This is a genomic window from Caulobacter sp. ALps2, assembly GCF_058681635.1.
In genome coordinates, this window is record NZ_CM178743.1 from 3,059,151 (window position 1) to 3,082,817 (window position 23,667).

Annotated in this window: 20 protein-coding genes; 11 read left to right on the plus strand and 9 right to left on the minus strand. The window is 67.2% G+C overall.

The annotated features are described in order from the left end of the window. Positions 1 to 14: 14 nt before the first annotated feature. On the minus strand, positions 15 to 3,191 hold the full coding sequence (locus tag ACW173_RS14530; protein ID WP_492080704.1) for a TonB-dependent receptor: 3,177 nt from the start codon (positions 3,189 to 3,191) through the stop codon (positions 15 to 17). Positions 3,192 to 3,602: 411 nt separating this feature from the next. On the opposite strand from ACW173_RS14530, the gene ACW173_RS14535 reads away from it, so the two are divergent. Continuing rightward, positions 3,603 to 4,430: a TIGR00266 family protein gene (locus ACW173_RS14535; protein ID WP_492080705.1), complete on the plus strand. Its 828-nt coding sequence runs from the start codon at positions 3,603 to 3,605 to the stop codon at positions 4,428 to 4,430. Positions 4,431 to 4,465: 35 nt separating this feature from the next. Here the strand turns inward: ACW173_RS14535 and ACW173_RS14540 are convergent, their stop codons facing one another. Continuing rightward, positions 4,466 to 4,795: a chorismate mutase gene (locus ACW173_RS14540; RefSeq protein ID WP_492080706.1), complete on the minus strand. Its 330-nt coding sequence runs from the start codon at positions 4,793 to 4,795 to the stop codon at positions 4,466 to 4,468. 64 nt (positions 4,796 to 4,859) lie between these two features. After that, complete coding sequence (gcvA, locus tag ACW173_RS14545) at positions 4,860 to 5,816, minus strand: transcriptional regulator GcvA (RefSeq protein WP_492080707.1); 957 nt, start codon at positions 5,814 to 5,816, stop codon at positions 4,860 to 4,862. A gap of 187 nt (positions 5,817 to 6,003) precedes the next feature. On the opposite strand from gcvA, the gene cobA reads away from it, so the two are divergent. The 5 genes from cobA to ACW173_RS14570 are packed head-to-tail and all read left to right on the plus strand — an operon-like array spanning position 6,004 to position 10,117. Beyond that, the gene (cobA, locus tag ACW173_RS14550; RefSeq protein WP_492080708.1) at positions 6,004 to 6,861 is read left to right on the plus strand and encodes a uroporphyrinogen-III C-methyltransferase; all 858 of its coding nucleotides are present in this window, start codon (positions 6,004 to 6,006) and stop codon (positions 6,859 to 6,861) included. Then, positions 6,858 to 7,223, plus strand: a complete 366-nt coding sequence (locus ACW173_RS14555; RefSeq protein WP_492080709.1) for a DUF2849 domain-containing protein — start codon at positions 6,858 to 6,860, stop codon at positions 7,221 to 7,223. The genes cobA and ACW173_RS14555 overlap by 4 nt, the downstream gene beginning before the upstream one ends. A gap of 11 nt (positions 7,224 to 7,234) precedes the next feature. Then, entirely contained in the window at positions 7,235 to 8,893 is a 1,659-nt protein-coding gene (locus ACW173_RS14560; RefSeq protein ID WP_492080710.1) for a nitrite/sulfite reductase, read from the plus strand. Further along, entirely contained in the window at positions 8,877 to 9,383 is a 507-nt protein-coding gene (locus tag ACW173_RS14565; protein ID WP_492080711.1) for a DUF934 domain-containing protein, read from the plus strand. The genes ACW173_RS14560 and ACW173_RS14565 overlap by 17 nt, the downstream gene beginning before the upstream one ends. After that, the gene (locus ACW173_RS14570; RefSeq protein WP_492080712.1) at positions 9,383 to 10,117 is read left to right on the plus strand and encodes a phosphoadenylyl-sulfate reductase; all 735 of its coding nucleotides are present in this window, start codon (positions 9,383 to 9,385) and stop codon (positions 10,115 to 10,117) included. The genes ACW173_RS14565 and ACW173_RS14570 overlap by 1 nt, the downstream gene beginning before the upstream one ends. A 6-nt stretch (positions 10,118 to 10,123) precedes the next feature. On the opposite strand, the gene ACW173_RS14575 is transcribed toward ACW173_RS14570, so the two are convergent. Both ACW173_RS14575 and ACW173_RS14580 read right to left on the minus strand, forming a co-directional pair. Beyond that, positions 10,124 to 12,307: an acylase gene (locus ACW173_RS14575; protein WP_492080713.1), complete on the minus strand. Its 2,184-nt coding sequence runs from the start codon at positions 12,305 to 12,307 to the stop codon at positions 10,124 to 10,126. A gap of 91 nt (positions 12,308 to 12,398) precedes the next feature. Next, on the minus strand, positions 12,399 to 12,914 hold the full coding sequence (locus ACW173_RS14580; protein WP_492080714.1) for a 3D domain-containing protein: 516 nt from the start codon (positions 12,912 to 12,914) through the stop codon (positions 12,399 to 12,401). A 199-nt stretch (positions 12,915 to 13,113) separates the two neighbouring features. On the opposite strand from ACW173_RS14580, the gene ACW173_RS14585 reads away from it, so the two are divergent. Genes ACW173_RS14585 through ACW173_RS14595 form a run of 3 tightly spaced genes read left to right on the plus strand, consistent with a single transcriptional unit; the run spans position 13,114 to position 15,201 of the window. Then, the gene (locus tag ACW173_RS14585) at positions 13,114 to 13,701 is read left to right on the plus strand and encodes a glutathione S-transferase family protein (protein WP_492080715.1); all 588 of its coding nucleotides are present in this window, start codon (positions 13,114 to 13,116) and stop codon (positions 13,699 to 13,701) included. A 16-nt stretch (positions 13,702 to 13,717) separates the two neighbouring features. After that, on the plus strand, positions 13,718 to 14,746 hold the full coding sequence (locus tag ACW173_RS14590; protein ID WP_492080716.1) for a phospholipase C/P1 nuclease family protein: 1,029 nt from the start codon (positions 13,718 to 13,720) through the stop codon (positions 14,744 to 14,746). A gap of 8 nt (positions 14,747 to 14,754) precedes the next feature. Beyond that, the gene (locus ACW173_RS14595; protein WP_492080717.1) at positions 14,755 to 15,201 is read left to right on the plus strand and encodes an NUDIX domain-containing protein; all 447 of its coding nucleotides are present in this window, start codon (positions 14,755 to 14,757) and stop codon (positions 15,199 to 15,201) included. Between the two features lie 5 nt (positions 15,202 to 15,206). Here ACW173_RS14595 and ACW173_RS14600 read toward each other — a convergent pair whose 3' ends face one another. The 3 genes from ACW173_RS14600 to pepN all read right to left on the minus strand — a co-directional run bounded on the left by ACW173_RS14600 (position 15,207) and on the right by pepN (position 21,309). After that, positions 15,207 to 15,554 (minus strand): UrcA family protein, encoded by a 348-nt coding sequence (locus ACW173_RS14600; RefSeq protein ID WP_492080718.1) that lies wholly within the window; start codon positions 15,552 to 15,554, stop codon positions 15,207 to 15,209. A gap of 406 nt (positions 15,555 to 15,960) precedes the next feature. Continuing rightward, positions 15,961 to 18,492, minus strand: a complete 2,532-nt coding sequence (pleC, locus tag ACW173_RS14605) for a cell cycle histidine kinase PleC (protein ID WP_492080719.1) — start codon at positions 18,490 to 18,492, stop codon at positions 15,961 to 15,963. 225 nt (positions 18,493 to 18,717) lie between these two features. Further along, the gene (gene pepN, locus ACW173_RS14610; RefSeq protein ID WP_492080720.1) at positions 18,718 to 21,309 is read right to left on the minus strand and encodes an aminopeptidase N; all 2,592 of its coding nucleotides are present in this window, start codon (positions 21,307 to 21,309) and stop codon (positions 18,718 to 18,720) included. A gap of 104 nt (positions 21,310 to 21,413) precedes the next feature. On the opposite strand from pepN, the gene ACW173_RS14615 reads away from it, so the two are divergent. Both ACW173_RS14615 and ACW173_RS14620 read left to right on the plus strand, forming a co-directional pair. Further along, the gene (locus ACW173_RS14615) at positions 21,414 to 22,286 is read left to right on the plus strand and encodes a CPBP family intramembrane glutamic endopeptidase (RefSeq protein ID WP_492080721.1); all 873 of its coding nucleotides are present in this window, start codon (positions 21,414 to 21,416) and stop codon (positions 22,284 to 22,286) included. 104 nt (positions 22,287 to 22,390) lie between these two features. Next, positions 22,391 to 23,041: an OmpW/AlkL family protein gene (locus ACW173_RS14620; protein ID WP_492080722.1), complete on the plus strand. Its 651-nt coding sequence runs from the start codon at positions 22,391 to 22,393 to the stop codon at positions 23,039 to 23,041. Here ACW173_RS14620 and ACW173_RS14625 read toward each other — a convergent pair whose 3' ends face one another. Continuing rightward, the gene (locus ACW173_RS14625) at positions 23,042 to 23,596 is read right to left on the minus strand and encodes a hypothetical protein (RefSeq protein ID WP_492080723.1); all 555 of its coding nucleotides are present in this window, start codon (positions 23,594 to 23,596) and stop codon (positions 23,042 to 23,044) included. Positions 23,597 to 23,667: the final 71 nt, after the last annotated feature.

Consider the following 23,667-nt stretch of genomic DNA (forward strand, 5'->3'; position numbering starts at 1 on the left):
GTTGTGCGCGCGCTCTAGAATTTCGCGCGCAGGGTCACCTGATAGGTGCGGCCGTCGTAGTCGATGAAGCGCGGCAGCATCGGATCGTTCTCGTATTCCGCACGCTGCGAGTCGGTCAGGTTGAAGGCGTCGACCGACACCGTCAGGTCCTCGGTGAGGTTGAATGAGGCCGAGGCGTCCAGTTGGCTGCGGGCCTTGACGGTGCGCGCGTCGCCGACGAACGAGTTGCCGGCGGCCAGGTCGTACTTGTCGCGCCAGTTGTAGACCAGGCGGAGGCCGCCCCACTTGGCTTCGTAGTAACCGATGACGTTCAGGTTGTTCTTCGACACGCTGGGCAGGGTGATCTTGTTGCCTGCCGTGTCGGTGCCCTCGATTTTTGTATACGAGTAATTGAACGCGCCGCCGAAGTTCTTCCAGAAGCCCGGCAGGAAATCCAGGTTCTGTTGGATGTTGAACTCGAGGCCGGTGACGGTCATCGGCGACTGGTTGGTCTTGCCGCTGATGTTGACGCGGGCTTCGACCAGCGGCGCGCCCGCGCCAGCGGCGCCGACGAACTTGTTCGAGCTGACGCAGCGCGGGGTGCCGGCCGAGTTGTCGATGCGCAGCGTGCCCAGATCGACGTCGATGCCGTCGATCTTGCCATTGGCCGGGCAAAGGATCGCCTGATCGGTGATCGGGCCGATATAGCCCTTCACTTCCTTGCGATAGGCCGCGATCGAGATCAGGCCGCCCGGACGATTATACCACTCCAGCGACATGTCGTAGGAGTCCGAGGTGTACGGCTTGATGTCCGTGGCGCCCAAGGTGACGGTGTAGACCGGGTCGACCGGCGGGTTCACGTCGACAGGCACTTGGACGAAGGTGGTCGGCACGTTGTCGCGCGGTTGCGGGCGGACATAGGTGCGGTAGGCGGCGGCGCGGAACACGAGGTCGTCGCGCAGGTCCGCCACCACGATCGCCGACGGCAGCCAATAGTCGAAGTTGTTCTTGCGGACCGAGGTCGACAGCGAGTGGTTGATCGCGCCGGCCTGGTTCGACAGAGCCGTGGTGCAGTTCTTACAGTTCAGCGCGGTGATCTTCTGCTCGGTATATTCGTAGCGCGTGCCGACCGTGCCGCGCACCGGAACGCCGAGCAGCTCGGTCTTGAACTTGGCGGCCAGGTAAGCCGAGAAGACGTCGTTCTGGTTGCTGAAGTTGTTGTTCCAGTAGTTGCCGTCCGTGTAGTTGTTGACCACGCCGTAAGGGGTAAGGAACACGCCCGGCGCGCCCAGCAGGAACTGGTCGGGCAGACCGTTCGGGTTCAGGGCGGTGCGCAGGTTGGTGTTGACCGGGGTGATGGCCTTTAGAACGCGGTCGATGTCGACGTTCATCCAGTTTGACGTGCCGTTCGACTTACCGCCGAAGAAGTCGTTGGCGTACGACAGCTGGGAGGCCATGTCCGGCGTGATGTTCTGGGTCTGGGCGCCCAGGGCGGTGTTGCGCGAACCGCTGGAGATGAACTTGTTGTGCTCGGCGCGGCCGCCGAACTGCAGGGCGTTCACGAAGCCGTCGAGGGTGCGCTCGAAGTCGACCTGGAACGCATCGAGCTCGTTCTTGGCTTGGCCATTGGTGCCGGTGACGCCGAAACGGTCCGCGGCCGTCGTGGCGCTTTGGCCGGGCATCTGGGCGCCGGCCTGGGTGGTGGCGGTGGCGGTCGGCGGGATCAGGAAGCCGCCGGTCGGCAGGTGGGTGGCGTGTGGCGTGACCAGGGTCGCGGCGTAGTTCGCCAGGTCGCTGCCGCCGAGACTCACATTGGCGATGATGCCGTTCAGGCCCGCCGAACCGAGGTTGCGGTAGGGGTTCTGGACGACGTCGAGCTCGATCTGGTTGGCGACGGCCTTCGCGCGCGAGACGGTAAGGTTGGTCGAGACCTTCCAGTCATCGTTCTTGTATTCCAGGCTCGGATTGATCGCCCAGGTCTGATTCTCGGCCGGCTCTGAGCGGACCGAGTCGAACGTGTTGATGTTCTCGGCCTTGAAGCTGTTGATATAGGCCCGGTCGCCGTTCGGTGTCTTGACGATGTAGGGCGTGCCGAGATTGCTGATCTTGGCGACGGCCGAGGTGGCGGTCAGTCCGGTGAAGCTGTTGTTGCCCGCGCCCGCGTCGATATAGAGCAGGTTATTGGTAGCCTCATCGAGCTTGCGCTTGGTGATAAAGCCGTTGGCGCCGAACTTCCATTCGTCAGTGATGCGCCACTCGAAGCCGGTCGCGGCTGATAGGGTGCTGCCGCGATTGAACTTCACCAGCTGGCGAGTCTGGCTGGGATAGTAGACGGGCGCCAGGCCGGGCGCGAACTGCGCCTTGTAGCTGTCCGGCAGCGCGGCCTGCATGGCGTCGTAGCCCGGATTGGCGCCCGGGATGTAGGTGACCACGCCGCCGACATTGCTCGTGACGGCGGCCTGGTTGCCCAGTTGGATGCCGCCCAGGCGGTTGCCCCACGAGTTCACGGTGATCGAGTCGCGGCGGAACTTCTCGTCTTTCCAGGCCACGACGCCGAACACGGCGAAGTCGTCGGTCAGATGTTTGTTGTAGCCCAGCGAGGCCAGCGGGCTGCCCAGGTTGCCCAGGTCGTTGTACTCGTAGGAAAGCTTGGCGAAGCCGCCGTCCTTACGGGCCAGGGCCGGGTTGATGCGCAGGTCGACATTGCCCGACAGGCCGCCGGCCAGGTTGGAGGCGGACGGCGACTTGATGACGTTGATCGCCGTGAAAATGTCGGAGTTGAACGCGCCCAGCGGGGTCGAGCCGTTCAGGATCGGATCAGCGAACGCGCCGCCATTCAGCGTGGTGCGGGCAAAGCTGCCGGGCAGGCCACGAAGGCTGATCGTGGCGTTTCGGCTGCCGGCCTCACGGTTGATCTGGACGCCCGGAATACGCTGGATGGCTTCACCGACGTTCAGGTCCGGGAAGCGGCCCAGGCCGTCCGACGAGATGCCATCCGAGATTTCCAGAGTCTCGCGCTTGGTCGCGATGGCGTTGGCGTAGGCTTGGCGGAACCCGGTTACAACAACGGCTTCGACCGTTTCCGTTTCCGGCTTTTGCTCGCCCGGAGCCGGTGCGGCCTGGCGCGCCTGGGCGGCGGAGCCGACAGCCAGGGCCGCGCACGAGGCCATCAGGGCCGCGCGAAGAGCGAAGGAATTGCGTGCATGGATCATGAGATAGCCTCCCCCGGCGCACTGACATGGCGCCCTTGAGGAGGACTTATCCGACCAGTTCGCGGACTTGTCAATAATTGGTAATGCCACTTACGAGAAGGTGGTGGCCACTTGGTCAGGCCAAACCTCAGGATGCGGGCAAGCCGCCATACCGTGGAAGCGCGTTCAATGGGCTATTGGGGTGTTGCGCCCGATTTTGGGGACAGACGTCGTTGTCTGTACGTCTTTCGAAGCGCGGCGCCGTGGCGATCGGACGACGCTATTTGTCCGACCAATGGTATGACCAGATTTACGGTCTGGCATGACCGACGGCGCCGAAAGCGCTTTCGAAGGCGCATTTAAAGGAAGCGTAATTGGCGGGGCGGGCGCGGGCTCGCTAAGAACGGTGTTCGAGACAAGAGGAGTTCTCCCATGCCCACCAGCCCCTGGAGCCACCAACGCAGCGCCGGCGTCGCCGACGACATCGACTTCGAGATCAAGGGCGAGGAGCTGCAGTTCGTGGAGATCGAGCTGGACCCCGGCGAGAGCGCCGTGGCCGAGGCCGGCGCCTTCGTCTGGAAGGACGCCAGCGTCCAAATGACCACCGTCTTCGGTGATGGTTCTGCCGACCAGGGCGGCGGTTTCATGGGCAAACTGCTGGGCGCGGGCAAGCGCCTGGTGACGGGGGAGAGCCTGTTCACCACCGTGTTTACCCACACTGGTCAAGGTAAGGCGCGGGTGGCCTTCGCTTCGCCGACGCCGGGCTCGATCCTGCCGCTGAACCTGGGCCAACTGGGCGGAACGCTGATCTGCCAGAAGGACAGCTTCCTGGCCGCCGCGCGCGGCGTGTCGATCGGTATCCACTTCCAGAAGCGGATGATGACCGGCCTGTTCGGCGGCGAAGGCTTCATCATGCAGCGCCTTGAAGGCGACGGCTGGGTATTCGTGCAGATGGGCGGCGCCCTGGTCGAGCGTGAGCTGGCGCCGGGCGAGGAGCTGCACATCGATACCGGCTGCGTGGCCGCCTATACCCCGGGCATTGAGTTCGACCTGGTCATGGCCGGCGGCGTGAAGAGCGTGCTGTTCGGCGGCGAAGGTCTGTTCTTCGCCCGCCTGCGCGGTCCGGGAAAGGTCTGGATCCAGTCGCTGCCGTTCGCGCGGCTGGCTGGCCGCATGATGCAGGCCGCGCAAGGCCAGGGCGGCAACCAGGGCGAGGGCTCCATCCTGGGCGGCCTCGGCAGAATGATCGACGGGAACTAAGAGCCGGAGCGCCCCCCGCGAGGGGGCGCTTCTCGTCAGCCCTTGGTCTTGTCCCAGCTGTCGTATTCGTAGGCGATGCAGCGGTCTATCAGCGTGCGCCAGACCGGTTCGGCGATGGCTTCCGAGAGGCCCGACTCGCGCGCGGCCGCCTTGACCTTGGTCACCACGTCCTCGATCCGCGCGCGGTCGAACACCTTGCCACGGTCGGCCTTGATGCGGGCGGCGGCGTCCATGAAGCCCTGGCGCTCGGTCAGGAGCTGGACCAGGGCCCGGTCCAGGGCGTCCACGCCCTGTCGCACGTCGGCCATGGTCTGGCAGTCGGCGGGCGCGAGGTGCGCGTCGACTGTGAGAGTCGTGATTTTCATGGGCTCCTTTAAGCCGTTTCCGGCGACAGAAACCAGAGCCGTAAGGGCTTAAATCCCAGAGCGCCTAGATCCCCGACCCGTTGTCCATGGTCAGCAACGCGGCCTCGTGGGTCTCGGCCTCGGCGCGCAGCCAGTTCACGAAGGCCTTCACCTGCGGCAGGCGGCCCTTGGCCTTGGGGTGAACGACGTAATAGGCGAAGTCGACCGCCGTTGAGGCCTCGAACGGGATGACCAGGCGCCCCGAGTCGAGGTCGGCCTGGGCTAGGGTGCGCTTGGCCAGGGCGATGCCGCGACCGTTCGCGGCGGCCTCGATCACCAGGCTGGACTGGTTGAAGCGCGGGCCCCGCGCCCCGTCGACGCCCTTGATGCCGCGCGCCGCCAACCACATCGCCCAGTCGGGGCAGCTGTCGTCGGCATCGGGCGAGCCGTCGTGCAACAGAATGTGGTGGGCTAGGTCCTCGGGACGCTCCAGGGCGTTGGTCTCCAGCAGCTCGGGGCTGGCGACCGGCACGACGGTCTCGTGCATCAGCCGGATGACCTCCAGGCCCGGATAACGACCCGAGCCGTAGCGGATGGCCATGTCGACCTCGCCGGTGGCGAAGTCCACGACCTCCATGCCGGCCGACAGCCAAACATCGACCTGCGGATGGGCCTGTTCGAACTTGCCCAGACGCGGCACCAGCCACTTGGCGGCGAATGAGGGGGCGGCGGTCAGGGTCAGCCGGCGGCCGTCGACGGCGGCGGTGAGCAAGGACGCGGCCTCGGCCAGGCGGTCGAAGGCCTCGCGCAGGGCGGGCAGGGCGGTCTGGGCCGCGTCGGTCAGCAGCAGGCCCTTGGGCGTGCGCTTGAACAGGGCCGCGCCGACATAGTCCTCCAGATTCTGGATCTGCTGGCTGACGGCGCCGGGGGTCACCGACAGCTCATCGGCGGCGCGGCTGAAGTTCAGGTGGCGGGCGGCGGCCTCGAAGGCGCGGAGAGCGTTCAGCGGCGGCAAGCGGCGGCGCTCGTTGGGTCTTTCCATGAGTTTTACTGAACGCCCCGGCAGAAGTCCTTGTTTGCGAATTGAGCCCTTCGCGGCGAGTTTGCAAGCGTTCGCTGACGGATTGGCCCTTTTCGTCGACGAGTGCTAGCGGGGTCGTCTCTAGGGGCGACCCCGCCTTGCGTTCTACCGTTTTATTCCAAGCGGACTGATAGAGGTTCTAAACGCCATGGCCCGCCAGCCGGTCCGTAACGCTCCAGGCGGAAAGTCTGGGCCTGGCCTCGTCGTCGTTGGCGGGAGCCGGGTGGGTCGCGCCCTGGGCGCGGTGTGGCTGGTCGGCGCGGGTCCCGGCGATCCGGACCTCCTGACCTTTCGCGCTTTCAACGCCCTGCGCGCCGCCGACGTGGTGGTGCATGACGGCCTGGTCTCCGACGAGATCCTGGACCTGGCGCCCAGCCGTGCTCGCCGCATCAACGTGGCCAAGCGCAAGTCGCGCCACACCCTGCCGCAGGACGACATCAACCAGCTGATCGTGGCCCTGGCCCTGGACGGCTTGAACGTGGTGCGCCTGAAGGGCGGCGACCCGTTCCTGTTCGGCCGCGGCGGCGAAGAGCTGCTGGCCTGCCGCGCCGCCGGCGTCGAGTGCCATGTGGTTCCCGGCGTCACCGCCGCCTTGGCCGCCAGCGCCAACGCCGGCGCGCCCTTGACCCATCGTGGTTCGGCCCAGGCCGTCACCTTCGTCACCGGCCATGCGGCGCATGGCGAGCCCGATCTGGACTGGACTGCCCTCGCGCGTCCGAACCAGACCGTCGTCGTCTATATGGGCGTATCGACCGCGGGTCTGATCGCACAGCGCCTGACCTACGCGGGCCGCGCCGGTTCGACTCCGGCCTTGATCGTCGAGAACGCCAGCCGCGCCGACGAGCGCAGAGTCCTCACGACGCTGTCGGGCTTGGCCGAGGCGGCGCAGGGCGTAAAAGGCCCGGCGCTGCTGATGGTCGGCGAGTCGATGGCCATGGCCGACGTCGTCCCATTCGCCGACCCGATGTCCCAGTTTCCTTCGTTCGAGCTGAGTTCCCGCTCATGAAAGCTATCACCGCCAACCGCCTGCTCGACGGCGATGTCGTGTTCTGGAAGTCCGGCCAGTGGGTCGAGCGCTTCGGTGACGCGCAGCTGTTCGACGAGCACGAAGCCGCCGATGTCGAGGCCGCCGTCGCCACGGGCAAGGGTCAACCGACCGTGGTGGTCGACGTCTATCCGATCGACCTGACTCCGTCGGAAGGTCACTGGGCGCCGGTCAGCTACCGCGAACGCATCCGGGCGCTCGGGCCCACCAACGAACCCACGCACGGCAAGCAGGCCGAGGGCGGCGATGTCGTCGAGGCCCTGCGCCACGCCGCCGGCGCCGCGCGCTCGACCGGCCGCGTCGACCTGATCCGCCGGAAGTAGGGCGAGAAGCCATGTACCAGTACGACATCATCGACCGTGAATTCCTCGTCGACCGCTCGAACGAGTTCCGAGGCCAGGTCGCCCGCCGCCTGGCCGGGGAGCTGAGCGAGGACCAGTTCAAGCCGTTGCGCCTGATGAACGGTCTTTATCTGCAGCTGCACGCCTACATGCTGCGGGTCGCCGTGCCGTACGGCTCGCTGAACCCGACGCAGGTGCGCCGCCTGGCGCAGATCGCTCGCGACTATGACAAGGGCTACGGCCACTTCACCACGCGTCAGAACATCCAGTTCAACTGGATCAAGCTGAAGGACGCGCCGGACATCCTGGACAAGCTGGCCGAGGTGAACCTTCACGCCATCCAGACCAGCGGCAACTGCATCCGCAACACCACCTCGGACCCGTATGCTGGCGCCACCTCGGAAGAGGTCGACGATCCGCGCGTCTGGTCGGAAGTGATCCGCCAATGGTCGACGTTGCACCCGGAATTCTCGTTCCTGCCGCGCAAGTTCAAGATCGCCATCACCGCCTCGGCCAAGGACCGCACGGCGGCCAAGGTGCACGACATCGGCCTGTTGATGCGCCAGGGCCGCGACGGCGCGCTGGGCTTCGAGGTGATCGTCGGCGGCGGCCAGGGGCGCACGCCCTATGTCGGCCCCACCATCAAGCAGTTCCTGCCGACCGATCGCCTGCTGAGCTATTTGGAAGCGGTCCTGCGCGTCTACAACCGCTACGGCCGTCGCGACAACATCTACAAGGCCCGCATCAAGATCCTGGTCGCCGCCCTCGGCGCCGAGGAGTTCGCGCGCCAGGTCGAGGAAGAGTGGGAGAAGATCGACGCGGCCCGCGCCGACCTGCCCATCGCCGAACTGACCCGCATCCGCGCCTCGTTCGCTCAGACGCCGTTCGAGATCCTGCCGGCCCGCTCGGAAGCGTTCGAGGTGGCCAAGGCCGAGGACAGCGCCTTCGCCCGCTTCGTACGCAACAACGTCCGGGCCCACAAACAGCCGGGCTATGCGATCGTCGAGGTCTCGCTGAAGGCCCAGGAGCAGACGCCGGGCGACGCCACGGCCGATCAGATGGACGTGGTCGCCGACCTGGCCGAGCGCTACGGCTTCAACGACGTGCGTGTGACCCACGCCCAGAACCTCGTCCTGCCGCACATCAAGCTGGACGATCTGCCGATCGTGTTCTCGGCGCTGCAGGCGAATGGCCTGGCGACGGCGAACATCGACCTGATCAGCGACATCATCGCTTGCCCCGGCCTGGACTACTGCGCGCTGGCCAACGCTCGCGCCATCCCGATCGCCCAGGACATCGCCCGCCAGTTCGCCGATCCCGATCGCGCCGAGGACGTCGGCGAACTGAAGATCAAGATCAGCGGCTGCATCAACGCCTGCGGTCACCACCACGTGGCCCACATCGGCGTCCTGGGCGTCGATAAGAAGGGCGAGGAATTCTACCAGCTTTCGCTGGGCGGCTCGGGCGCGGAAGACGCCTCGATCGGCAAGATCCTGGGTCCGGCGCTGCCGGCCGACAAGGTGGCCACGGCCGTCGACCAACTGGTCGGCGCCTATCTTATCGCCCGCACGGACGGCGAGCGTTTCCTCGACACCTATCGCCGCGTCGGCCTCGAGCCCTTCAAGGAGGCTGTCTATGCCCAAGCTGATTGAGCTGGCTAACGGCGAGGCCCGCTGGGCCGAAGACGCCTTCGTCAACATCACCGACGAGGACGCTGTCCCCGATCGGGGCGACGTGATCCTGTCGCTGGCCCGCTTCGAGGCCGAGGGCGACGCTCTGCTGTCGTCGAACAGCCGCCGCGTCGGCGTGCGCATCGAGTCCGATCAGGACATCGAGGTGCTGGCCTACGACCTGCCGCGCATCGCGGTGGTGGCCCTGGCCTTTCCGAAGTACCGCGACGGCCGCGCCTACACCTCGGCCCGGCTGCTGCGCGAGCGGTTCCACTACGCGGGCCAGATCCGCGCCGTGGGCGACGTGCTGCAGGAGCAGGCCGGCTTCATGGTCCGCTGCGGCTTCGACGCCTTCGAGGCCGCCGACGGCGCCACGCCGGACGCCTGGACCAAGGCCGTCAGCCGCTTCCGCCACGTGTATCAACGCGCCGCCGACGACCGTGTGGTGGCCTTCGAGGAGAGGGCTTCCTGATGGCGTACGACCAGATCGGCGGGACCGCGGCAGGCCTCGCGGCCCGGCTGGGCGCCGAGCTGCGCGACGCCCATCCGCTGACCGTCCTGCGGGCGGCTCATGACCACTTCGGCGATCGGCTCACCCTGGTCTCGTCGTTCGGGGCCGAGTCGGCCGTGCTGCTGCACCTGGTTTCGCAGGTGTCGCCCAGCATCCCGGTGCTGTTCCTCGACACCGGCATGCTGTTTGGCCAGACGCTGGACTACCGCAAGAATCTGGCCGCGCGCTTTGGCCTGACCGACGTGCGTGACCTGCGTCCCGCCTTCGCCGACCTGGCGACCCAAGACCCGAACTCGGATCTGTGGCGCACCAGCATCGACGGCTGCTGCAATATCCGCAAGGTGCTGCCGCTCGACCGCGCCCTGGGCGGCTTCGACGCCTGGATCACCGGCCGCAAGCGCTTCCATGGCGGCGACCGCCTGAGCCTGCCCGTGGTCGAGGAGGCCGAGGGCAAGCTGAAGTTCAACCCGCTGGCCAACTGGTCGAAGGCCGAGCTGGACGCCTATGTCGCCGAGCACAACCTGCCGGCCCACCCGCTGGTGGCCCAGGGTTATGCCTCGATCGGCTGCTGGCCCTGCACCAAGCCGTCCGAGGACGGCCGCTCGGGCCGCTGGCAAGGCCAGGAGAAGACCGAGTGCGGCATCCACGTCGCCCGCGCGCCCGGCGCGGCGCCGAACGTCGGCGGCGACATCTAGCTTCGCCTACTGCCCGGGCCGATACGTTTTCACGGCGTGCGGCTTCAGGTCCTCGGCGTAAAAGTACACGTCGCGCGGATTGCCAATCGCGTAGCGCCCCGCCTGGTCGTTGAAGTGCGGGGAGGCGGGGTCGCCGCTTTCGCCGCCAGCCGAGACGGCCCGGGCCCGGACCTTGTCGCCGAACTGCACGACGGCCACGAAGCTGTTGCCCAGGGTGCCGTAGTATTTCTTGGTCCCCGGCCACCGCTTGGCCCCGAACGAGGCCAGCGAGCCCCACTGGGCCGAGGTGAAGGCCACCGGGATGCTGGGCTTCTTATCGTCGAAAGTCTGGACGATCGCGGCGTCATTGCGCTGGAAGCGGTTGATGTCGCCCCACGGCGTCTTCCATGAGCCGAAGTCGGCGGTGAGGCGATCCGAGGCTTCGGCCAGGGCGGCCAGCTTCTCGGCGGCGGTCAGCCTGTCGGCCATGTAATCATAGGTGTTGAGGCCTTGGGCCTTGGCGGCCGGCGCGGCCTTGGCCCACATGGCTTCGCCCCAGAACACGGCCAGGGAGGTCTGAGTCGAGCGCGCCGACCACTTGCGGTCCCAGGCGCTGAGCGCCGCGACCTGCTCGGCGACCTTGGCTTTCATCGGATCGCCATCCGGCGTGGCGGCATAGGCCGCTTCCAGCGTCGGGATCAGCCGGGCGAAGGCGGTCAGATACGGGTCGTAGGCCTTGTCGATCAGGCCGCCCAGGGTGAGGTTCTTGGCGTCCTTCAGCACCAGCTCGGCATGGAGACCGCGCGGGTTCTCGCCGAAGGTGTCCATGTATTTGGGATAGTCGGCCTTCTTCGGGCTGTAGGGGCCGGCGGCGGTGTAGGGCCAGTTGTTGGTGTTGAAGGTCCAGCCGTTCGGCGGGTTCACGACGTGCGGCGCGTCCTTCAGGGCGTGCAGGCCCTTCCAGTCCGTGGCCGGGTCCGAACCGTCGACCGGCTTGGTATAGTCGAAGCGGTCGTCGCGCACCGGGATGAACTGCGGGTGCAGATAGGCGATCTCGCCCTTGCTGTCGGCGAACAGGGTGTTGTTCGACGAGTTGGCCTTCAGTTCAGCAACCTTCATGAAGCTGGCGAGGTCGGTGGCCTTGGTGCGCAGGAACGACTGCTCCAGCGCCGCGACCGGCTTGTTCATCAGGGCGATGCTGATCCACTTGCCGTCGGCTTCACGGACGATTGGGCCGTGGTGGGTCTTGAAGACGGTGAACTTCTTGGAGGCCATCGAGCCGTCGGCGGCGCGATAGGGGACGGCGATGACCTCGCTCTTCAGCGGCCGCAACTCGGACCCGTATTTGTAAAACCGCTGGCCGTCCTTCTCGACGATGGTCTCGACGAACTCGTCGACCACGTCGACGCCGCTGGAGGTGTGCATCCAGCCGGCCTTGGCGTTGAAGCCCTGGTAGATGAAAAACTGGCCCCAGGTCGTGGCGCCGTAGGCGTTCAGGCCCTGGTCGCTGCTGACCTGCATCTCCGAGCGGAAGAAGAAGCTGGTGTGCGGGTTTATCAGCAGCAGGGCGTGGCCCTCCAGAGTGAGCTTCGGCGCGATGGCCATGCCGTTCGAGCCCGTGGGCTCCTTGAACAGCAGGCCTTTCTCGTCGGCGGTCATGGCCAGTTGGCGCTGGCCGTAGAAGGCCTCCAGCTGGGTCAGGGCCACGCGCTCGATGTCGCCGCCGATGCTGCCTTCCGAGAAGCTGAGCGCCATCCACGGCTCGAACTCGCTGATGACGCGCGGCTTCACGTCCGGATGCGTCGTCAGGTAAAAGTTCAGCCCGTCGGCCCAGCCGTTCATCAGCGCCTTCAGCCAGGCCGGGCTCTTGGCGTAGTCGGCCTTCAGCACGGCCGGATCGATGAACAGCTTCTGGCGCAGGTCGGCCCAGATGGCCTTCTCGCCCTCGGCTTCAGCCGTGCGGCCCAGCGAGGTCATGAAGTTGGTCTCGACGCGGTTGAAGTCGTCCTCGGCCTGGGCGTAGGCCATGCCGAACACCGCGTCGGCGTCGGTCTTGCCGTGGATGTGGGCGATGCCCCAGTCGTCGCGGGTGATCGAGACGGCGGCGGCGCGGGCCTTCAGGCGGGGAAGGTCGTCAGCGGCGCGGGCGGGCGCGGCGGTCAGGACGGCGGCCACGGCCAAGGCCATGACGCTGACGGACAGATTTCGCATGAACATCCCCAAACCGCTTACCCCGAAGGCGGGGATCCAAGCCGAGTTCGGGGATCAACGCCAGTCCGCACGTCGCATGCGGAGGCAAGTGCTACAGCGGCGGGCAGCCCTTGAATTCGCCGACCTTGCTGACCGACAGGCTGGTCAGGTCCACGCCGCGCAGGGCCTTCATCGAGGCGGCGCCGACGCCGCTGAACAGATCCAGCTTCAGGCCCTTGATCGCCCCGCCGATGTCGGAGGCGTACCAATAACCGTCGTGCGTGCCGCCGTCAGGCATCGGCAGGCCGACGGTTTCCTTGATGAAGATCACGGTGCGGCGCGGGATCACCTTGGGGTCGACCGCGACGGTGCGCATGGCCGCGACCTTGCAACCCAGCGAGTCGAGCGCCCGGATGCCCTTGGCGCCGGCATGGTACATCGTCGCCCGCATCTTGAACTCGACGGAGCCGGGCAGAGCGCCGCCGCCCAGGGCGGTGCTGATCAGGTCGCCCAGCGGGTCCGGTCTCGCAACCGTGGCGGACGCAGAATCAGCGGCATTGGCGAGAGCGGGAATGGCGAGTGCGGAGATGACCGCGGTGGCCAAAATTCCGGCGAGCTTGCGTCGCATCGAGGGTGTCCTCTTATCGGCGTATCTGTCGGGCGGCGTTTGGGTAACCCGATCACGCAGGCGTGACAACCCTGGGAGTCGTCACACCCGCGGTCCAGCTCGCTCGGTGAGCGAAAAAGGGGCGGCGATTCAGGAGGTTGAAACTTCGCCTCAAAGGCTCACTTTTTTCCGATCTCGAAGCTTCACAGAAGGAACCGGCATGACTTTGCGCATCTACGGCGACTCGATTTCGGGCAATTGCTTGAAGGTGAGGTGGACGGCTGAACGCCTGCATCTGCCGTTCGAGTGGATCGAGACCAGCGTCCTCAAGGCCGAGAGCCGGACGCCGGAATTCATGGCGCTGAACCCGGCCGGCCAGGTGCCGATGGTGATCCTGGAGGACGGCCGGCCGCTGTCGCAGTCCAACGCCATCATGCTTTGTCTGGCCGAGGGATCGGTGCTGATCCCGGCCGACGCCTATCACCGCGCCAAGATGTTGGAGTGGCTGTTCTGGGAGCAATACAGCCACGAGCCCTATGTAGCGGTGGCCCGCTTCCAGATCGCCTATCTGGGCAAGGCGCGCGCGAGCCTGGAAACCCGGCTGATCGAGCGCGGCGACGCGGCCCTGGCGCGCCTGGAAACACAGCTGAAACAAACGCCCTTTCTGGTCGGTGAGCGTCTCACCCTGGCGGACATCGCCCTGGTGGCTTACACCCGCGTGGCGCACGAGGGCGGGTTCGACCTTTCGCAGTATCCGGCCGTGAAGGCCTGGGTGGGGCGGATGGAGACCGCGCTCGGCATTATCTGATCTCGGAGCCTCTCTCTTGCGTCTGTCGACCAGCCTGAAAGTCTTGACCCTCGCCGCCGCCCTGTCGGCGCCGGCCGCCTCGGCCCTCGCCTGGGGCGCCTCGGGCCACCGCGTGGTGGGCGTCGTCGGCGCCAAGAGTCTGCCGTCGGACGTGCCGGCGTTCCTGCGCACGCCGGAAGGCGTCGCCGCGATCGGCGAATACGCCCGCGAGCCGGATCGCTGGAAGGGCTCGGGCAAGATTCACGACACCGACCGCGACAGCGCCCACTTCCTGGACGTCGACGACCAGGGGAAGATGTTCGGCGGTCCGATGTTCACGGTGGCGACCCTGCCGCCGACCCGCGCGGACTACGAAAAAGCCCTGCAGGCCGCCGGCGTCGACAGCTGGAAGGCCGGCTACCTGCCGTACGCGATCATCGACGGCTACCAGCAGCTGGTGAAGGACTTCACCTACTGGCGCATCCTGAGCGCGGTCGTGAAGACCGAAAAGGACGCCACCAAGCTGGCCTACTACAAGGCCGACCTGAAGCGCCGCGAGGCGCTGCTGCTGCGCGACCTGGGCGTCTGGGCCCACTATGTCGGCGACGCCAGCCAGCCGCTGCACCTGTCGGTGCACTACAACGGCTGGGGCGACTATCCGAACCCGAACGGCTACACCAACTCGCGCCAGACGCACGGCGCGTTCGAAGGACCGCTGGCCGCGGCGCTTGGCGACGAGGCGTCGGTCAAGGCCCTGGTGCCGGCCTACAAGGCTTGCGAGTGCTCGATCGAGACCCGTGTCGTCGGTTATCTGACCGAGACCTGGAAGCAGACCGAGCCGCTGTACCAACTGGAAAAGGCCGGCGGCATGGTCGCGACCGACCCGCGCGCCAAGACCTTCGTCCAGGCCCGCATCGCGGCCGGGGCCACGGCTCTGCGCGACCTGGTGACCGACGCGTGGCGTGAAAGCGCCAACGGCAAGATCGGCTATCGTCCCGAGATCAGCGTGGCCGACGTCGAGGCCGGCAAGGCCGATCCGTGGTTCGACCTCTACGGCAAGGACTAAGGTTGGGAATGCTGGCTTTCGGAAAGCCCGTCGAGGGGCTGACCTACAGAGAGCGCCGCGCCGCCTTCGGCGTGGCCGAGAACGGGCAGGGCAAGATCGCCCTGGCCCAGGTCACCAAGCCCGGCAAGGCGCCGTACTTCGACCTGCCCGGCGGGGCGGTGGACGGCGACGAGACGGAAGCGGAAGCCGTGGCTCGCGAATTCGGCGAGGAGACCGGCCTGGAGGTCGAGGCCGGATCCCTGATCGAGACGGTGTCGCAGCACTTTCTGAAGTCCGACGGCGAACCCGTCCTGAACCACGGCGGGATCTATGTCGTGAAGGTCACCGGCGACAAACCGGGCTTGAAGATCGAGGACGACCACCAGCTGGTGTGGCTGGATCCGCGTGACGCGGTGGTGGCCCTCCGCCACGACGCCCATGCCTGGGCGGTCGCGGCCTGGATGCGTCGGGGCTAGGCCCTTTAGTTCGCGGCGATAGCGATATTGGCGCCGGCGCGCTGGGCGATCTTCAGGTCGGCGGCCTGCGTCTCGGTCATGGCGTCCTTCAGGTCGATGGCGAAGTCCATGCGGCAGGCCTTGGCCGACAGGCCGCGCAGACCCTTGCCGGAGCAGACGCGAGCGGCGGCCCGGTCGGCGCGGCGCTTGAACTCTCGGGCGTCGGTCGGGTCCGACAGGCGCAGGTCGCCCACGGCGATGCGGGCCACCGGCTCGGCGCGCTCGCCGGCGTGGGCGGCGGTCAGGCCGACGATCGGAGTGGCGGCCAGGGCCAGGGCGGCGACGACGGCGATACGGTTGACGATCTTGCTCATGACTTGGGTCCCTCTGATCTTAAAGTGGCCGCCCGCGGCGATCCGTTGAATGAGGGTGTAGTCCTGGCGCTGGCCGAATACGCGTTACGAGTGCTTCATGACGCCGATTTAAGTCTATGAATTACAAGTAATATTTCAGAAAATTTAGAATAGGGGGCGGAGGCTTTCCTTGTTCGGCCGCGAGCTTGGCGTCCTTGCGATGTCGGGACATGGCTCTCTCCTCGAGACAGGTCGAAGCGCTCCGACGCATTCGCGGCGGAGGGAGGGATGGAAATTATGGGGCCGGGTTTCGACGCGGATCATTCAGGGGCGCGTAAAAGTGAGAAGTGGTTGATTTCGTGGGGTTCGATCGCGCGAATTCCGAGGATTGAGCGCGCTCAATCCCCTCTCTCCATGACGTCGCCCGCTAGGCCGCCACGAAATCTCGCGTGGCCTTGTGGTCGCTCTGGCGGACCGGGAGCGTGAAGCTCACCGTGGTGCCTTCGCCGGGCTGGGAGTGCATCTCCAGCGCGCCGTCGTGCATGGTGATCAGCGACTTGGTCAGGGCCAGGCCCAGGCCGGTGCCTTGCGTGGTCTTGGAGAACTGGCTCTCGACCTGCTCGAACGGCTTGGCCAGGCGCGCCAGGTCTTCCTTGGCGATGCCGATGCCGGTGTCGGTGACCGACACCTTGACCATGTCGCCGGCGAACGGGTCGCGGCGGATCTCGGCGCGGATGATGACGCTGCCGGCGCGCGGGGTGAACTTGATGGCGTTCGACAGCAGGTTCAGCAGCACCTGCTTCACCGCGCGATAGTCGGCCTCGATCTCGGGCAGATGCGGGAACTCGATGGCCAGCTTCAGGCCGGCGGCTTCGGCGCGGTTGCGGATCAGGCGGACGGCGTCCTCGGCCACGTCCTCCAGGTGCATCGGCTCGAACTTGAGGTTCATCTTGCCGGCCTCGATCTTCGACATGTCGAGGATGTCGTTGATCAGCGCCAGCAGGTGCTGGCCCGACGAGTGGATGTCCTGGCTGTAGCCCTTGTAGCGCTTGTCGCCGAGCTGGCCGAACATCTCGTTCATCATGATCTCGGAGAAGCCGTTGATGGCGTTCAGCGGCGTCCGCAGCTCGTGGGACATGTTGGCCAGGAACTCGCTCTTGGCCTTGTTGGCGCTCTCGGCCTTGACCTTCTCGGTCTCGTACTTGCGAGCCAGCTCGGCCAGCTGTTCCTGGCTGCGCTCCAGGCCGGTGATGGCGCTCTGAAGCTGTTCCTCGTTGAGGCGGCGGGCTTCTTCCTGGGTCTTGATCGCCGTGATGTCGGCGGCGGTCATGACCAGGCCGCCTTCGGCCGTGCGGCGTTCGCTGATCTGGATCCAGCGGCCGTCCATCAGCTCGGCCTCGCGCACGCCCTTGGCGCCGTCGGGGGCGGGGTGGTCCTGCTTGATGGCGAGGGCGGCGAAACGGTTGACCTCGGCGCGGGCCGCGCCGGGCTTGAGCAGCTTGGGCTCCAGCGAGAAGACGCTGCGGTAGTTGCGGTTGCACATCAGCAGCCGGCCCTGGCGGTCCCACAGGACGAAGGCTTCCGACACGCTCTCGATGGCGTCGCGCAGGCGGTTCTCGGCGGCCTGAGCGCGGGCCTGGGCGATGCGCTCCTCGGTGACGTCCAAAGCCACGCCGATGATCCGGACGTAGCCGTCGGCGCCCGGCTTGCCGAAACCCTGGCCGCGGGCGTCGATCCAGAGCGAGCGCTGGCCGTGCTCGGCGGCGGGCACGCGGAACGAGACGTCGAAGGCGCCGTACATGGCCGCGTTGGCGAGGGCCTGACGGACACGTTCGCGGTGGTCGATCGAGATGCGCTCCAGCAGGTCCTGACCCGAGACGACGCCGCCGCCGCCCCAGCCGAACATCGCGCCCGTGACGTCGGACAGGAATACCTGGTCGGCGTTGAGATCCCATTCCCAGATGCCGCAGCGGGCGGCCTCGACGGCGAGGCGGAAGCGCTGCTCGCTGTCGATGAATTCGCGGTGGGCGCGCTCGGCCTTGCGGCTCTGGACCATCAGCAGCAGGGCCAGGGCGATGCCGACGGCCAGGGGGGCCATCAGGTTGAACACGCCTTCCATCACCTGGCGGTCCAGGTTGGCGACGGTGCGAGTGGGCGAGGCGGCCAGCACCAGCAGGGCGCCCTCGGCCACCGGGCGGACGGCAAGGTCCAGGGCGGCGCCGTCGATGGCTTGGCCACGCAGGGCGACGGGGCCGCCGCCCAGATCCTCGGGCGAAAGGGCGAAGGCTTCGCGCAGGGTGGCCGCGCCTTGCGAGCCACGGCCGCGAGCGGCGATCAGCTTGCCGCTGGGCAGGGCCAGGGCGCCGCTGTCGCCCTTTTCCGGATCCTCGAGCAGCCGCGTGGCGTCGCCGCTGGCGATCACGAAGGCGCGGCTCTTGTCCAGCGCAGCGGTGGTGGCGACATACAGGCGGCCGGTGTCGCCGACAGAACCGATCCAGGTGGTGCGGCCCGAGGCGGCGGCGGCCTGGGCGGCGGATTTCCAGTCGGCGCCGTCGTCGCGGCCGGCGATCGAGACCACGCCGGCGGGGCTGACCACGGCGACGGCCGCGGCCTCGCCGCCGGCGGCGCGCAGGGCGGTCTCGGCGGCGTCCATGGTCGCGCCGGGATCGCGCTTGAGCAGGTCGGCGGCGGCCGAAAGGCCGGCGCGCTGGGCGGCGAGATTGGCGTCGACCCGGCCGGCGATCAGCCCGGCCTTGGCCGACAGCGGCGCGCCGCCCGGCTGGGCGGAGGCCTCGTCCTGCAGGCGCTTGACGCCGAAGGCGGTGTAGACGGCCAGCAGCAGCAGGGCGGCCAGTATGGCCACGCGCACGAAGGCCTGGGACGGGGCCTGGACGGATTTGGCGCGCACGGCCGCGGGCGCGGCTGGTCCGGCAATCGCCGGCCCCCCGTGTCTAGCCATGCCCCTGTCCAAACCGCCCGGCTCCCAACATCCCTGAGCGCGCCAGCGGGCGCGCTCCACCATCGATGCCGAGGCCTGTCGAAGACAGGCCTCACGGCGAGTCACTTCGCCAAGATGATGAATCTACCGTACGCGCCGGGATCGCGTCACCGCCGGAAAGGCGGATTCCGTGCTTGTGGGCCCATTGGTCGCAACCCTAGAGGCCGCGACTCGTGAAATCCTCTTCTAGGCCAACGCCTTGGTCGCCAGCTCCAGCACGTTTTTCGACAACTCAGGATGGGCCGCGACGCGCTCCAGTTGCTCGCGCATCAGCTTGCCCAGCTCCGGCTTGTAGCGTCGCCAGTTGCCCAGCGGCTCGACCAGGCGCGCGGCGGTCATCGGGTTGAAGCCGTCCACGGCCAGGACCTGGTCGGCCAGGAACCGATAGCCCGCGCCGCTGGGGTCGTGGAACCGCGCCGGGTTGAAGTTGGCGAAGGTCGAGACCAGGGCCCGCAGGCGGTTGGGATTGGTGGGCTCGAAATCGGCGTGCCGGGTCAGGGCGATCACCCGCTCCAGGGCGTCCTCGTTCGGGTCGCGGCCCTGCACCGAGAACCACTTGTCCAGCACCAGCGGCTCGCCTTTCCACGCGTAGTGGAAGCTGGCCAAGGCCTTGTCTCGGGCCACGCCGCCGATGGCGACCAGCGGATAGAGGCCGCCGATCATGTCGGTCATGTTCCGCGCGGCGTCGAAGTGACCGACCAGGCGCATCAGGTTGTCGGCGTGCGGGTCGGCCGCCAAAGCGTCGGCGCAGGCGTTGCGCAGGGCGCGGCGGCCGGCGGCCTGGGCGCTGTCGGAGAACTCGCCTTCGCTCTGCATCTCGCCGTGCAGGCGACGCAGCAGGTCGCCCAGGTGGACGGCGATCCGGGTCCGCAGGTGCTCGCGGGCCTCGTGCAGGGCGGCCGGGTCGGCGGGCTCGGTCATCACGGCCAGGTCCGGCTCGGACGGCAGGGCCAGCAGCAGCGCCTTGAACGCCGGCTCGGCCGCGTCGTCGACCAGGGCCTGGCCCAGCGCCTCGGCGTAGCGCTCCTCGCCGACCTCGTCGGGCGTTCCGGCGGCGCGGGCCAGGATCAGGTCGCGGGCCAGGGTCTGGCCGGCTTCCCAACGGTTGAACAGGTCCGGATCGGCGCCGAACAGCACGTAGCGGTCGGACGGCCGCGCGTCGGTCGACAGGTTCACCGGGGCCGAGAAGCCGCGCGGGGCCGACAGGACGGGCGTGCTCTCCACGCCCTCCCAACGGACGCTCATCGTCTCCTTGTCCAGCAGCACGATCTCGGTGTCGCGCAGCACCGCCCCGTCGGCCGAGAGCAGGCCGATGGCGATCGGGATCGGCAACGGCGTCTTGGTCGGCTGGCCCGGGGTAGGGGCGGTGCGCTGGGTGAGAGTCAGGGTCAGGGCCTTGGCGGCTTCGTCATAGGCGGTGTCGATCGTCACCGCCGGCGTGCCGGCCTGCTCGTACCAGCCGAAGAAGGTCGACAGGTCGCGGCCCGAGGCCTCGGCGAAGCAGGCGATGAAGGCCTCGACCGTGGTCGCCTGACCGTCGTGGCGTTCGAAGTAGAGGTCGCTGCCCTTCCGGAACGCCTCGGCGCCCAGGATGGTCTTCAGCATACGAATGATCTCCGAGCCCTTCTCGTAGATCGTCGCGGTGTAGAAGTTGTCGATCTTCAGATAGCTGGAGGGCCGCACCGGGTGGGCCAGCGGACCGGCGTCCTCGGCGAACTGCCTCGCGCGCAGGGCCCGGACGTCCTTGATCCGCTGCACGGCCGCGCCGCGCATGTCGGCGCTGAAGCTCTGGTCGCGGAAGACCGTGAAGCCTTCCTTCAGGCACAGCTGGAACCAGTCGCGGCAGGTGATGCGGTTGCCGGTCCAGTTGTGGAAGTATTCGTGGGCCACGACCGCCTCGATGCGCTCATAGTCCATGTCGGTGGCGGTCTGCGGGTCGGCCAGCAGCAGGGAGCTGTTGAAGATGTTCAGCCCCTTGTTCTCCATGGCCCCGAAGTTGAAGTCGCGCACGGCCACGATCATGAACAGGTCGAGATCGTACTCACGGCCGAACGCCTCCTCGTCCCACTTCATGGCCCGCTTCAGGCTGTCCAGGGCGTAGGCGGCGCGCGCGGCCTGGCCGGGGTCGACGAACACCTTCAGCGCGACCTCGCGGCCGGTCATGGTGACGAACTTGTCGGTCAGCACGTCCAGATCGCCGGCCACCAGGGCGAACAGGTAGCAGGGCTTGGGGAAGGGGTCCTCCCACTCGGCGAAGAAGCGGTCGTCCGGCAGAGGCCCGCTGCCCACCAGATTGCCGTTGCTGAGCAGGTGCGGGAACTTGCGGCCGGCCTCGATGCGCACGCTGTAGCGCGACAGCACGTCCGGCCGGTCGGGGAAGTAGGTGATGGTGCGGAAGCCCTCTGCCTCGCACTGGGTGCAGAAGCGGCCGCCCGACATGTAGAGGCCCATCAGGGCCTTGTTGGCCGAGGGATCGATCTCGACCTCGGTGGTCAGGACGAACCGGTCGGGGACCTCGTGGAGGATCAGGCGTTCGGGATCGACCGTGTACTGGTTGGCGCTCAGGGCCTGACCGTCGATGGCCACCGACATCAGCTTCAGCCGCTCGCCGTCCAGGACCAGCGGCTCGTTCCTGTCGCCGGTCCGGCTGACCGCGAGTTCGGCCTTCACCCGCGTCGCGGACGGGTGCAGCTCGAAGATCAACCGGGTGGTCTCGATGGCGAACGGGAACGGGCGATAGTCCGCCAGGCGGATCGGCTGGGGCGTGTCTGTGCGCATCCGTTCTACTTAGTCCCGCCGGCCGGCCTCCGCGAGAGGACCTTGCGGTCAAGGTCGAATTATTGGCTGGTTGCGGCTCGGATCAGCCTGGGGAAGCGCGTGTGGTGACGGAGAGCGGACTGGAAGTCGGGCATGGGCGGTTCTTGCACCCGGGGCCGCTGCGCTGGCTGCGCGCCATCGGCTGGATGCTGTTGCTCTCCTTCGTGTTCGGCTTCGGCTACGCGCTTATCCAGGGCCTGCCGAACGAAGTTCCGTTCGACACCCTGAGGGTCCTGGCCGTCTGCGTCGTCCTCTTCGGGCTCTACGCGGCGATCGTGTGGCTGTGCGAAGGGCAATGGCCGCCGGAGTTGAAGTTGAGCGCCGCGCCTCTGGAGTTGCTCGCCGGCGGCGCCGTCGGGACGGCGATGATGGCCGTGGTTGTCGGCTTGCTCTGCCTGATCGGCGTCTACGAGGTCAGCGGTCCGCACGCCGGTGCTCCCTGGCGCATGGCGACGATCGCCATCGAGTCGGGCTTCATCGAGGAACTTCTTTTCCGGGCGATCATCGCGCGGCTGATGATGCGCGCCTTCGGGGCCTGGCCGTCACTGGTGCTGCAGGCCGCGTTGTTCGGGGCGGTGCATATGGGCAATCCCAACGCCACGCCCATCGCCGCCGTCGCTATCGCGGTGGAGGCTGGGCTGATGTTGGCGGCGTTTTACATGCTGACGGGACGCCTCTGGGTGTCGATCGGCGTCCATGCCGCATGGAACTTCACCCAAGGCTGGCTGTGGGGCGCGCCGGTCTCGGGAACGCCGCGGACGCCCAGCTTGCTCATCTCAGGGCCGAAGCCTGGCGCACCGGAGTTCCTGAGTGGCGGCGCCTTCGGCCCCGAAGCCTCGCTGCCCTGTATCGTGGTTGGGACGAGCATGGCGATCGTGGTGCTGTGGTGGGCCTGGAAGAAGGGTAACTTCAAGGCCAAGCCGGACCCGGCTACGTAATAACCGCAATCCTTTTGTGGTCTTTTCTTGAGCCGGGTCAACGAACCCGACTGAACACGGGCGCAAACCCCCTTCCGACACAACGAGGTCGAAAGGGGATACCGATGACCACCAAACTCTTCCTGGCTCTGACCGTGGCGGCCGGCCTGGGCGCGACGCCCGTCTTGGCGGCCGAGCCCGTGACGCCCAAGGCCAAGGGCGACATCGTCCTGAATGTCCGCGTCACGGACGTCGCGCCGGACGCGGGCGATCCGATCCTGACGGCCGCCGGCGCGGCGACGGGCCTGAAGGCCGACGTCAAGGACGACATCAAGCCGACGATCGGGCTCAGCTATTTCCTGACCGACAAGCTGGCCGTCGAGGTGATCGCCGGCACGACGCAGCACACGGTCAAGGCCGTCGGCGCGGGGACTGACGTCGCGGTCCACAAGGCCTGGGTCCTGCCGCCGGTCGTGTCGCTGCAATACCACCCGCTGCCGGGCGCGCGCTTCAGCCCCTATGTCGGAGCGGGGCTGAACTACATGCTGTTCTACAGCGGCAAGGACAAGAACGGCTTCACCGTCGATCTGGACAACGGCTTCGGCTACGCCCTGCAAGCCGGCGCGGACATCCCGATCAACGCCGTCTACAGCCTGAACCTGGACGTCAAGAAGGTGTGGTTCGACACCGACGCCAAGATCAACGGCGGCGCATTGAAGTCCAAGGTCAAATTGGACCCGCTGGTCGTGTCGGTCGGCTTCGGCCGGCGGTTCTAGCTACTCGGTCGAGGCCGGTCCGGCGGCGGGCGCTTCCTGCAGGTAGCGCTCGACCGCCACGATCTTCTGGGCCAAGCCGGTCAGGGCCGGGGGCGCGTCCTCGGGATTGTCGGCGACCAGGGTCAGCAGTTCGCGGGCGATGGCGTGCAGACGCGGGGCGCTGGCGATCAGGCGGGCCTGGTATTCCATCTTGTGCGGGTCGCGGTCGTACTCCGCGCCCGGCGTGCGCCAGCCGCCCCAGTCCTGGGCGTCGGTGACCACCACGGGATAGGTGCCCGGATAAGGGTGGTGGGCGCAGTCGCCCTCCTGCTGCCACTTGTTGCGAGCCCGGAGGATGCGCCAGTTGGAGGCTAGGCCGCCTTCCTGCGGATCGACCTTGTCCTCCGCCTTCAGCTCGTGAGCCAGGAACTCGCGGCCCAGGCCGACGTCGTAGGTGACCCGCACCGGCTCGTCGAAGCCCTTGGCCCAGATGGGCACGATCTTGTCGACCGTCGCCCAGCAGCCGACGCTCTCGACCCACACCCTCTGGTTCTTCTGGAAGACGGTCTTGGCCATGCCGTGGGGTAACGTCCCATGATGCGTAGAAGGTCGCCATAAGAACCTGAAATTCTTGACGCCGGGTCAAT

Coding starts and splice junctions, on each gene's coding strand:
- ACW173_RS14570 (WP_492080712.1), top strand. CDS start 9,383: ATGGCGTACGACCAGATCGGCGGGACCGCGGCAGGCCTCGCGGCCCGG.
- cobA (WP_492080708.1), top strand. CDS start 6,004: ATGGCCCGCCAGCCGGTCCGTAACGCTCCAGGCGGAAAGTCTGGGCCT.
- ACW173_RS14595 (WP_492080717.1), top strand. CDS start 14,755: ATGCTGGCTTTCGGAAAGCCCGTCGAGGGGCTGACCTACAGAGAGCGC.
- ACW173_RS14540 (WP_492080706.1), bottom strand. CDS start 4,795: ATGAAAATCACGACTCTCACAGTCGACGCGCACCTCGCGCCCGCCGAC.
- ACW173_RS14620 (WP_492080722.1), top strand. CDS start 22,391: ATGACCACCAAACTCTTCCTGGCTCTGACCGTGGCGGCCGGCCTGGGC.
- ACW173_RS14580 (WP_492080714.1), bottom strand. CDS start 12,914: ATGCGACGCAAGCTCGCCGGAATTTTGGCCACCGCGGTCATCTCCGCA.
- pepN (WP_492080720.1), bottom strand. CDS start 21,309: ATGCGCACAGACACGCCCCAGCCGATCCGCCTGGCGGACTATCGCCCG.
- ACW173_RS14530 (WP_492080704.1), bottom strand. CDS start 3,191: ATGATCCATGCACGCAATTCCTTCGCTCTTCGCGCGGCCCTGATGGCC.
- ACW173_RS14600 (WP_492080718.1), bottom strand. CDS start 15,554: ATGAGCAAGATCGTCAACCGTATCGCCGTCGTCGCCGCCCTGGCCCTG.
- ACW173_RS14535 (WP_492080705.1), top strand. CDS start 3,603: ATGCCCACCAGCCCCTGGAGCCACCAACGCAGCGCCGGCGTCGCCGAC.
- ACW173_RS14585 (WP_492080715.1), top strand. CDS start 13,114: ATGACTTTGCGCATCTACGGCGACTCGATTTCGGGCAATTGCTTGAAG.
- pleC (WP_492080719.1), bottom strand. CDS start 18,492: ATGGCTAGACACGGGGGGCCGGCGATTGCCGGACCAGCCGCGCCCGCG.
- ACW173_RS14565 (WP_492080711.1), top strand. CDS start 8,877: ATGCCCAAGCTGATTGAGCTGGCTAACGGCGAGGCCCGCTGGGCCGAA.
- ACW173_RS14555 (WP_492080709.1), top strand. CDS start 6,858: ATGAAAGCTATCACCGCCAACCGCCTGCTCGACGGCGATGTCGTGTTC.
- gcvA (WP_492080707.1), bottom strand. CDS start 5,816: ATGGAAAGACCCAACGAGCGCCGCCGCTTGCCGCCGCTGAACGCTCTC.
- ACW173_RS14560 (WP_492080710.1), top strand. CDS start 7,235: ATGTACCAGTACGACATCATCGACCGTGAATTCCTCGTCGACCGCTCG.
- ACW173_RS14625 (WP_492080723.1), bottom strand. CDS start 23,596: ATGGCCAAGACCGTCTTCCAGAAGAACCAGAGGGTGTGGGTCGAGAGC.
- ACW173_RS14575 (WP_492080713.1), bottom strand. CDS start 12,307: ATGCGAAATCTGTCCGTCAGCGTCATGGCCTTGGCCGTGGCCGCCGTC.